The following is a 9,761-nucleotide window of genomic DNA, read 5'->3' as shown; positions in this document are numbered from 1 at the left end:
CCATTTGCTGTCATCCTTTCGAGGACGACAGCTTAAACTACCCCGTAGTCACTGTCTCAAAAGGTGGATCCACTATAGTGTACCAACAGTGGGCTACATGAGCGCATCGCTGGCACAGCAGGATATCGGTCGGTTTTTGATGCAGCGCTACAACTGGCAGCGACCGCATCAGTTCAACAGCGGGCTGGCGCCCGCTGTTGCTGAGGAAAAACTTAACGCAGTGTCCGGGATCAGTTGACCACTACAAAACGTGCCAAGTCACGATGCATGGATAGCTTGGCCACGTCCATCTGATGGCTCATATAGCTGCGGTCGCTGAAAATAAAAAACCCCTGAAACCATTAGGAGTCAGGGGTTTAGAAGTAGTGGTGCCCAGAGACGGAATCGAACCGCCGACACGGGGATTTTCAATCCCCTGCTCTACCGACTGAGCTATCTGGGCAACGGGGCGCATTAAAAGGCTTTTTCGGACTTAGGTCAAGCAAGTTTTGAAAAAATTTTTAATTAATACCGTCGCTTACGGTTTTACGGGGTTATTCGGCCGGTGGAACGTAGCCTTCGGCTTTGGCGTAGTCCTCGCCGGAGAAGAACTTGTCCATCTCGCCCTGCAGGTATTTGCGGTCTTCGGCGTTCATCATGTTCAGGCGCTTCTCGTTGATCAGCATGGTCTGGTGTTTCTGCCAGTCGGCCCAGGCTTTCTGCGAGATGTGGTTGAAGATGTCTTCACCCTTGGCGCCTGGGTAGGGTTGGCGCTCCAGGCCTGGCAGTTCTTCTTTGTACTTGCGGCACATTACGGTACGGGTCATGACGACTCTCCTGAATTCAAGGCATCGGCTGCGCGTTTGAGCAGCTTTTTCACCGGGGCGGCAAGGCCCAGGCGCGGCGGGGTGGCGAGGTTATACCAGAGCCAGTCGGCCTCGGCCACGTGCTCGCCCCTGCTGTCGACGCGTACCAGCCAGGGTTCGATGGCCAACTGGAAGTGGCTGAAGGTGTGGGTCAGGCCGCTCAGTGCCTGACGGCTGTCCAGGGTCAACTGGTGCTGTTCGGCAAGGTGCTCAAGGTCGGTCAGGGTATCGAGCTCGGGCAGGCTCCAGAGCCCGCCCCAGAGGCCGCTGGAAGGCCGGCGATAAAGCAGGATCGCGCCTTCACGGTTGGCCAGCAGGGGCATCAGCGTACTGCGCTGTGGCAGGGCTTTGCGCGGCTTGGGCAGCGGGTAGCGGGTTTCCTGGCCGAGCAGGTGCGCTTCACAGCCGCGTTTGAGCGGGCAGAGCAGGCAACTGGGCTTGCTGCGGGTACACAGGGTGGCGCCCAGGTCCATCATCGCCTGGGTGTAGTGGTTCACCCGGCTATGCGGGGTAAAACGCTCGGCGGTGGCCCACAGCGCCTTGGCTACCTTCGGCTCGCCGGGGTAGCCCTCCTGGGCACTGTAGCGGGCCAGTACCCGTTTCACGTTGCCGTCGAGGATCGGCGCGCGCAGGCCCATGCTGATGCTGGCGATGGCACCGGCCGTGGACAGGCCGATACCGGGCAAGTCGGTGAGTTTTTCCACGTCTCGGGGAAACTCGCCGGCGTACTGCTCGACAACGATCTTCGCGGTCTTCTGCAGGTTGCGGGCGCGGGTGTAGTAGCCCAGGCCCGTCCACAGGTGCAGCACTTCGTCTTCCTCTGCTGCGGCCAGCGCTTCAACGGTCGGCAGAGCGTCCATGAAGCGCCCGAAGTAGTTGAGCACGGTGCTCACCTGGGTCTGCTGCAGCATGATTTCCGACACCCACACCCGATAGGGGGTGATGTCCTGTTGCCAGGGCAGGTCGTGGCGGCCGTGTTGGTCGTACCACTCCAGTACGGCACTGGAGAACTGCTCGGGACTCATTGCTTGAACAGCCCCTTGAGTGCGTCTTTCAATTCTGGAGATACCTTATCGCCTAACTTTTCGTTGATCTTTTCGCTGAGTTTGTCACCGGCCAGCTTCGCCGCCACCTTGCCCAGGCCGTCCTTGTCGACACGGCAGGCCTTGGCGCCCAGCTCCAGCGGGCCACGGCAATGCAGTGGCCACTCAAGGCCGACGTAGCGTGAATTGACCTGGCAGGCCGGGTCGGGCATGTCGCGCTTGTCACCTTCGATGATCACGCCAACGCGGTAGTCCATGCCCAACACCCGCAGGTCGAGGTCGCCGGCACCGTTGACGGTCAGGCCAGGAATCCGCACTTTCAGGTCCGGGTTGCTGGCCACGCCATTGCGCAGTACCAGGCTGCCTTTGAGTTCCTCGAATGGGGTGTCCTTGCCGCGAGGCTCGCCACTCAATGCCTTGCGGTTGAGTGTGGCGATCCCTTGGCAGAGTTGTTGTTCAAGGTTGGCATTGACCAGCACGCCGTTGTTGATGGCGAAGCTGGCGTTGCCGTTGAGGGTGTCGATCAGCGCTTTCTGGCTGTTGCCGCTGGCGGTCAGGTCGCTCGTGAGGTCGAGCAGGCCCTTGAGCGGCGAGCTGTCGTCCTCGCCCTTGATGAAGTGTTCCACGGGTACCCGGTTGATCTGCGTGTTCAGGCCGATCTGCGGGATTGCCGGGCGCACGTCGAGCTTGCCCTTGCTCTCGAAGTCGCCGTTGTACAGGCCGCCGCGCAGGGTTTCCAGGGTGAGCAAGCCGCCCTGGCCGCTGGCTTTGAGGCTGGCGTCTTCGATCGGTAGTTTTTTCAGGGTCAGCAGTCCGAAGTTCAGGTCGGCTTGCAGGTCGAGTTGGCGCAGGCGCTCCACGGGCAGCAGGGTGTCACTGCTCCAGGCCACTTGAGTCGGCGCGTCCGGCAACGGCGTGGTGCCTCCACCGGCGAGTGCGCCGGCTTCCTTGCCTTTGACCTCGGCCTTGCGTGCGGCGCTGGCACTGGCGGCGGTTTCGCTTTTAGTCGGCAGGTAGCGGTCCGCATCGAACTTGTCGGCCTTGAGCTGCAGGCGCAGGGCCTGTTTGGCGAAGTCGTCGATGGCTACCCGACCGCTGAAGGTGCTGTCGTCGAGTTTTACCGTCAGGTCTTCCAGGGCCAGGCTGGTGCTGCTGCCTTGCAGGCGGCTGACCAGTTCGAATTTGCTCAGGGCGGTGGTGTCGGTCATCGCTGGCAGGGGGTAGCCGATGCTGTCGAGGAAGGTCCGCAGGTTGAGCTGGGCGATGGACAGGCCGCCAGTGATTTTCGGTGCCTTGTCCAGGTCGCGCAGGTTCAGCTCGCCGAGGGCGCGCAGTTGGTTGGCAGACACCTTCAGGCTGTTCCATTCGGCGACATTGGCGGCCAGGTCAACCAGCAATTGGCCCTGGGCGGCGAAGGTCATGGTCTTGCCCTGCAGCGGCTCGCCGGAGGCTTCACCGGTGAGTTTCATGTCTTCGAGCTGGTAGCGCTTGAGGGCGCGGTCAAAGCGCAGTTCACCGTTGAGCTCGGTGCGGGCGCGCAGCACTGGCTGGCCGACGCTGAGGAATGCGGTGAGTTTCAGCGGGATGTCGACCCCTTCATGCACCGCCCCCGTGCTCAGTTGGATGCTGTCTGCATTGAAGGTCTGGCCGTTGCGTGCATCGCTGTACTGCACTCGGGCGTTGTTTACGGTGAGGCTGTCGATGTCCAGCTTGACCGGGCGCTCGTTGGCCGTGGCGGGGTGGCTGGTTTCGGCCGGTGCCGGTGTGGCCGTGGTAGCGGGCGTCGTGGTTGTGGCGGGGGTGGTGCTTGGCAACGGCTTGCCGAAATCTTCCCAGTTGCCGTGGCCGTTTTTGTCACGGGCCAGGGTCAGGTTCAACCCTTCGACCCGGACATCGCTCATTTGCACTTCGCGGCGCAGCAGGGGCAGCACGCGCACGGAAAGGCCAAGCATCTTCAGGTCGGCGAACGGGGTTTTCGGGGTGTTCAGGGTCGCGATGCTGGCGTCGTGCAGTTCCAGGCCCAGCCAGGGGAACAGGCTCCAGCCGATGTCGCCGTTGAGGGTCAGCTCAATGTTGGCCTTGTCGCGAGCCAGCTGGCGAATCTCGTCTTTGTAGTCGTTGGGATCGAAGAGGTGGGTCAGGGCGAAGCCCAGAGCCACAATGATCAGCAACAACCCGAGAATTACCAGCCCCAGGATTTTGCCGAACGCTTTCATGGGCGAGTCCTTGTAGTCCGATTTTTAGAAAATTCAGCCGCAGAGTATAGCGCTGCGCATTTGGTTGCCGGTTTAAGTGCGTTCCCTAGCGTTATACGGTTGCGGACAGCTCCAGCGGCAGGTCCAGTTGGCTTGCCAGCGCCTGAATGGCCGCGCACTTGGTCGTGGCCTGCAAGCGCAGAGCTTGCCCGGCTTCGCGGGCCATACGCTGTGCTTCGCTGACCAATCGCAGGCCCACCCCGCGTCGACGCGTCACGCTGCGCACGCACAAGTGCGACAGGCGCCAGGCGTCATGCTGACGCGTAAGGCGGGCAGCGCCTAGCAGACGATCGTTGAACCGCGCTGCGATCAGGCTGCCGTCGGCCAAGGCTGCGGCCAACCAGGCTTCGGCGGTTTCGCCAGGGGCAAACAGATCGGCAGGTGCATCGGCGTAGATCTTCGCCAGGTCCAGCCGGTCTTGTTGGCTCGGTGTACGCACGGCTTCGACAACGACAGGCATGTAGGTTCCTCGTGACAGGTCAGTTAACTAAAAAAGGACGATATCAGATTGCTTTCAGTGAGCCCGGCAAATGGTACCCTTTCGCGGTTTTCAGGTGCCTGTGTAGCGTTTTGCCGCATTTTACTGATTGCCTGCCGCTAGAACGTTCGCTACCCGCGTGCGCCAAGGTCGAGGGCGGATGTGGGGCCTGCGAACCGTCCAGATCGATAAGGGAAAACAATAAATGAGCAGCATTACGGCAGGTGCGATTGTTCCTGCACCGAGCTTTTTGTCCAAGGAGCGCATCATCGCCCAGCCGGGCTTCAACCGCTGGCTGGTGCCGCCGGCAGCCTTGGCGATCCACCTGTGTATCGGCATGGCCTACGGCTTTTCGGTGTTCTGGTTGCCGCTGTCCAAGGCCATTGGTATCAGTGCGCCGGTTGCCTGCTCGGCAGACATGGGTTTTCTGGCTCAGGCGTTTTCCTCGAGCTGTGACTGGCCGATCTCGATGCTGGGCTGGATCTACACGCTGTTTTTCATTTTTCTCGGCTGTTCGGCTGCGATCTGGGGCGGTTGGCTTGAGCACGCCGGGCCACGCAAGGCCGGTGTGGTGTCAGCGCTGTGCTGGTGCGGCGGCCTGCTGATTTCGGCGTTGGGTGTGTACACCCACCAACTGTGGCTGATGTGGCTGGGTTCCGGGGTAATTGGCGGTATTGGCCTGGGGCTGGGGTACATCTCGCCGGTGTCGACCTTGATCAAGTGGTTCCCAGACAAACGCGGCATGGCCACCGGTATGGCGATCATGGGCTTTGGTGGCGGGGCCATGGTTGGTGCCCCGCTGGCGGCGGCACTGATGAACCATTTCGCCAGCCCTGAAGGGGTCGGCGTGTGGCAGAGCTTTGTGGTGATGGCTGCGATTTACTTCGTTTTCATGATCGGCGGCGCGTTGGCGTACCGCGTACCGCCTACTGGCTGGAAGCCCGAGGGCTGGGTCGCACCGCAGAAAAAAGCCAGCAATACGATGATTACCCATCGCCATGTGCATGTCAGCGTGGCCTGGAAAACCCCACAGTTTGCCTTGGTCTGGCTGGTGCTGTGCCTGAACGTCTCGGCGGGTATCGGTATCCTCGGCATGGCTTCGCCGCTGCTGCAGGAGGTGTTTGCCGGGAAGTTGCTGGGTAACGACCTGCGCTTCAGCGAGCTGAACACTGCGCAGTTGAGCCAGATCGCCGCAATTGCCGCCGGTTTCACCGGCTTGCTCAGCCTGTTCAACATTGGCGGACGGTTCTTCTGGGCCTCGTTCTCCGACTACATTGGCCGCAAGAACACCTACTTTGCCTTTTTCGCGCTGGGCTTCGCCCTGTATGCGCTGGTACCGAACATGGGCCACCTGGGCAATGTGGTGCTGTTCGTGGCGGCGTTCTGCATCATCCTCTCCATGTACGGCGGTGGCTTTGCCACGGTGCCGGCCTACCTTGCCGACCTGTTCGGCACGCATATGGTCGGCGCAATCCATGGTCGTCTGCTGACCGCCTGGGCGGCGGCGGGTGTGCTGGGGCCGGTGCTGGTCAACTACTTGCGTGAGTACCAGTTGAGCATCGGGGTCGAGCGGGCAGCCGCCTATGACATCACCTTGTACATCCTGGCCGGCTTGCTGGTACTGGGCTTCATCTGCAATGCCCTCGTGCGCCCGGTAGCCGACAAGCACTTCATGACCGACGAGCAATTGGCCGCCGAGGAAAAGCGCTCGCAGGCTCACGTCATCACCAGCGCCAAGGCACTGGAATGGCACGCCTCACCGGCGAGTATGCCGCTGGTGCTGTTGGCCTGGCTGGTCGTCGGTATTCCGCTGGCCTGGGGCGTCTGGGCGACGCTGCAGAAGACCGCCGCGTTGTTCCATTAAGCCGCTCGCCAGCAGGGCCGGCACCTTCGGGCATGCACAATGACCGGTGGGTGCCGGCCTTGTCGGCGATCAAGCTCCCTGCAAGGCAGGCAGAAATTCCCTGCCATGCGTCATGTTCGTTTCAAGCCGAGCGTATCTGGGCCTATAATGGTCGCCTTTTTCGCCCAATGATTTCGCGGAGCAGGTGATGGTCGAACGTAAGGCTTCCGTCGAGCGCAATACTCTGGAAACCCAGATCAAGGCCTCGATCAACCTGGATGGCAGTGGCAAGGCCCGATTCGATATCGGTGTCCCCTTCTTGGAACATATGCTCGACCAGATTGCCCGACATGGGCTGATCGACCTGGACATCGAGTGCAAGGGCGACCTGCATATCGACGACCACCATACGGTCGAGGACGTCGGTATCACCCTGGGCCAGGCATTCAGCCAGGCAATCGGCGACAAGAAAGGTATCCGTCGTTACGGCCACGCCTACGTGCCGCTCGATGAAGCCCTGTCGCGTGTGGTCATCGACTTCTCGGGTCGCCCAGGCCTGCAGATGCACGTGCCGTACACCCGTGCGTCGGTCGGTGGCTTCGATGTCGACCTGTTCCAGGAGTTCTTCCAGGGCTTCGTCAACCACGCCAACGTCACGCTGCACATCGACAACCTGCGTGGGCACAACACCCACCACCAGATCGAGACCGTGTTCAAGGCCTTCGGCCGTGCCCTGCGCATGGCGATCGAGCTGGACGAGCGCATGGCTGGCCAGATGCCTTCCACCAAGGGTTGCCTGTAATGCAGACCGTTGCCGTTATCGACTATGGCATGGGCAACCTGCACTCGGTGGCCAAGGCCCTGGAGCACGTTGGCGCTGGCAAGGTACTGATCACCAGCGACGCTGCGGTCATCCGTGAGGCTGACCGTGTGGTGTTTCCCGGCGTAGGCGCGATTCGCGACTGCATGGCCGAGATCCGCCGCCTGGGCTTCGACAGCCTGGTGCAGGAAGTCAGCCAGGACCGTCCCTTCCTTGGCATCTGCGTGGGCATGCAAGCCCTGCTGGAGCACAGCGAAGAGAACGACGGCGTTGACTGCATTGGCATGTTCCCGGGCAATGTGCGCTTTTTCGGCAAGGACCTGCACGAAGACGGCGAACACCTGAAAGTGCCGCACATGGGTTGGAACGAAGTCGAGCAGACGATCGACCACCCGCTGTGGCACAACATTCCGGACCTGGCGCGGTTTTACTTTGTCCACAGCTACTACGTCACGGCCGGCAAGGCTGTGCAGGTAGTCGGTCGTGGTCACTACGGCGTCGATTTCGCCGCAGCGCTGGCCGATGGTTCACGTTTCGCCGTGCAGTTCCATCCGGAGAAAAGCCATACCCATGGCCTGCAGCTGCTGCAGAACTTCGCGGCCTGGGACGGGCGCTGGTAATGAGCAAGGCCAGGAACAAGGCCCCGATCCTGACGCTGGCGCCCGAACAGGAGCGCGAAGCGTTGGACGTACTCAAGCGCTTTCTCGAAGACCGTTTCGAGCTGCAATTGGGTTCTTTCGAGGTGGCTGAGGTCCTGGACCTGTTCAGCAAAGAGATTGCGCCACACTACTACAACAGGGCGATTGCCGATGTTCAGCTGCACCTCAAGGAGCGGTTCGAGAGCATCGAAAGCGACCTGTGGGCGCTCGAGAAGAACTGACTTCCCGAGCATCGCTGTTTACCGATTAGACAGGTTTTCCAGATGCTGATTATTCCCGCTATCGATCTCAAGGACGGTGCTTGCGTACGTCTGCGCCAAGGCCGCATGGAAGATTCCACGGTGTTTTCCGATGACCCGGTGAGCATGGCCGCCAAATGGGTTGAGGGTGGCTGCCGGCGCCTGCATCTGGTCGATCTGAACGGTGCTTTCGAGGGCCAGCCGGTCAACGGCGAAGTGGTCACCGCGATCGCCAAGCGCTACCCGAACCTGCCGATCCAGATCGGCGGCGGCATTCGTTCGCTGGAAACCATCGAGCACTACGTCAAGGCGGGCGTGAGCTACGTGATCATCGGCACCAAGGCCGTCAAAGAGCCTGAATTCGTGGCCGAAGCCTGCCGCGCTTTCCCGGGCAAGGTCATCGTTGGCCTGGACGCCAAGGATGGCTTCGTCGCCACCGACGGCTGGGCTGAAGTCAGCTCGGTGCAGGTGATCGACCTGGCCAAGCGTTTCGAAGCCGACGGCGTCTCGGCCATCGTCTACACCGACATCGCCAAAGACGGCATGATGCAGGGCTGCAACGTACCGTTCACCGCCGCCCTGGCCGCAGCCACCAAGATCCCGGTGATCGCCTCCGGTGGCATCCACAACCTGGGTGACATCAAGGCCCTGCTCGATGCCAAGGCTCCGGGGATCATCGGCGCCATCACCGGCCGGGCGATCTATGAAGGCACCCTGGATGTCGCCGAGGCGCAAGCCTTCTGCGACAGCTACCAAGGCTGAGGAGAACGCCATGGCGCTGGCCAAACGCATCATCCCTTGCCTGGACGTCGACAACGGTCGTGTGGTCAAGGGCGTCAAGTTCGAGAACATCCGCGATGCCGGTGACCCGGTGGAAATCGCTCGGCGCTACGATGAGCAAGGCGCCGACGAAATCACCTTCCTCGATATCACGGCCAGCGTCGATGGCCGTGACACCACCCTGCACACTGTCGAGCGCATGGCCAGCCAGGTGTTCATCCCGCTGACTGTCGGTGGCGGCGTGCGCACGGTGCAGGACATCCGCAACCTGCTCAATGCCGGTGCCGACAAGGTTTCGATCAACACGGCGGCGGTGTTCAACCCCGAGTTCGTCGGCGAGGCTGCCGCGCATTTCGGTTCGCAGTGCATCGTTGTCGCCATCGACGCCAAGAAGGTCTCGGCACCGGGCGAAGCCCCGCGCTGGGAGATCTTCACCCACGGCGGGCGCAAGCCTACCGGGCTGGATGCGGTGGAGTGGGCGAAGAAGATGGAAGGCCTGGGTGCCGGTGAGATTCTTCTGACCAGCATGGACCAGGACGGCATGAAGAGCGGTTTTGACCTGGGGGTTACCCGGGCCATCAGCGATGCCTTGGGTATTCCGGTGATCGCCTCGGGCGGTGTCGGTAACCTGCAGCACCTGGCTGACGGCATTCTTGAAGGCCACGCCAGCGCTGTGCTGGCTGCGAGTATCTTCCACTTCGGTGAGTACACCGTGCCGGAAGCCAAGGCTTTTATGGCCAAGCAGGGGATTGTCGTTCGCTGACAGTCCTCCATCGCGGGCAAGCTGTGGGGCTTGCCC

Annotated in this window: 10 protein-coding genes, 1 tRNA gene and 1 pseudogene; 7 read left to right on the top strand and 5 right to left on the bottom strand. The window is 61.5% G+C overall.

Annotated elements, in window-relative coordinates:
- Positions 1-79 precede the first annotated feature (79 nt).
- Positions 80-238, top strand: a pseudogene (locus EKA13_RS15175) (IS3 family transposase); the annotation flags it as partial.
- Positions 239-366: 128 nt separating this feature from the next.
- Here the strand turns inward: EKA13_RS15175 and EKA13_RS15170 are convergent.
- The 5 genes from EKA13_RS15170 to panM all read right to left on the bottom strand — a co-directional run bounded on the left by EKA13_RS15170 (position 367) and on the right by panM (position 4,603).
- A tRNA-Phe gene (locus tag EKA13_RS15170) sits at positions 367-442 on the bottom strand.
- Positions 443-533: 91 nt separating this feature from the next.
- Complete coding sequence (locus EKA13_RS15165; RefSeq protein WP_065760226.1) at positions 534-806, bottom strand: oxidative damage protection protein; 273 nt, start codon at positions 804-806, stop codon at positions 534-536.
- Positions 803-1,870, bottom strand: a complete 1,068-nt coding sequence (mutY, locus tag EKA13_RS15160; RefSeq protein ID WP_065760225.1) for an A/G-specific adenine glycosylase — start codon at positions 1,868-1,870, stop codon at positions 803-805. The genes EKA13_RS15165 and mutY overlap by 4 nt, the downstream gene beginning before the upstream one ends.
- The gene (locus EKA13_RS15155) at positions 1,867-4,104 is read right to left on the bottom strand and encodes an AsmA family protein (protein WP_065760224.1); all 2,238 of its coding nucleotides are present in this window, start codon (positions 4,102-4,104) and stop codon (positions 1,867-1,869) included. The genes mutY and EKA13_RS15155 overlap by 4 nt, the downstream gene beginning before the upstream one ends.
- A gap of 91 nt (positions 4,105-4,195) precedes the next feature.
- Positions 4,196-4,603 carry an aspartate 1-decarboxylase autocleavage activator PanM gene (gene panM / locus EKA13_RS15150; RefSeq protein ID WP_065760223.1) on the bottom strand — a complete coding sequence of 136 codons (408 nt, stop codon included), beginning with the start codon at positions 4,601-4,603 and terminating at the stop codon, positions 4,196-4,198.
- A 223-nt stretch (positions 4,604-4,826) separates the two neighbouring features.
- Here panM and EKA13_RS15145 point away from each other — a divergent pair, with 223 nt between their 5' ends.
- From EKA13_RS15145 to hisF, 6 genes are all read left to right on the top strand, one after another.
- A complete protein-coding gene (locus EKA13_RS15145; protein WP_065760222.1) occupies positions 4,827-6,485 on the top strand; it encodes an OFA family MFS transporter in 1,659 nt (552 codons plus the stop codon).
- Between the two features lie 187 nt (positions 6,486-6,672).
- Complete coding sequence (gene hisB, locus EKA13_RS15140; protein ID WP_010221320.1) at positions 6,673-7,266, top strand: imidazoleglycerol-phosphate dehydratase HisB; 594 nt, start codon at positions 6,673-6,675, stop codon at positions 7,264-7,266.
- Positions 7,266-7,904, top strand: a complete 639-nt coding sequence (hisH, locus tag EKA13_RS15135) for an imidazole glycerol phosphate synthase subunit HisH (protein ID WP_065760221.1) — start codon at positions 7,266-7,268, stop codon at positions 7,902-7,904. Before hisB ends, hisH begins: the two co-directional genes overlap by 1 nt.
- Positions 7,904-8,164, top strand: a complete 261-nt coding sequence (locus tag EKA13_RS15130) for a DUF2164 domain-containing protein (protein ID WP_065760220.1) — start codon at positions 7,904-7,906, stop codon at positions 8,162-8,164. Before hisH ends, EKA13_RS15130 begins: the two co-directional genes overlap by 1 nt.
- Before the next feature lie 42 nt (positions 8,165-8,206).
- Positions 8,207-8,944, top strand: coding sequence for a 1-(5-phosphoribosyl)-5-[(5-phosphoribosylamino)methylideneamino]imidazole-4-carboxamide isomerase (gene hisA, locus EKA13_RS15125; RefSeq protein WP_007921811.1), 738 nt, complete (start codon positions 8,207-8,209; stop codon positions 8,942-8,944).
- Between the two features lie 10 nt (positions 8,945-8,954).
- Positions 8,955-9,725 carry an imidazole glycerol phosphate synthase subunit HisF gene (gene hisF / locus EKA13_RS15120; protein WP_065760219.1) on the top strand — a complete coding sequence of 257 codons (771 nt, stop codon included), beginning with the start codon at positions 8,955-8,957 and terminating at the stop codon, positions 9,723-9,725.
- Positions 9,726-9,761: the final 36 nt, after the last annotated feature.

It is taken from the genome of Pseudomonas defluvii (assembly GCF_001695625.1).
Taxonomy (GTDB): domain Bacteria; phylum Pseudomonadota; class Gammaproteobacteria; order Pseudomonadales; family Pseudomonadaceae; genus Aquipseudomonas; species Aquipseudomonas defluvii.
This window is presented reverse-complemented; position numbering and strand designations above follow the sequence as displayed.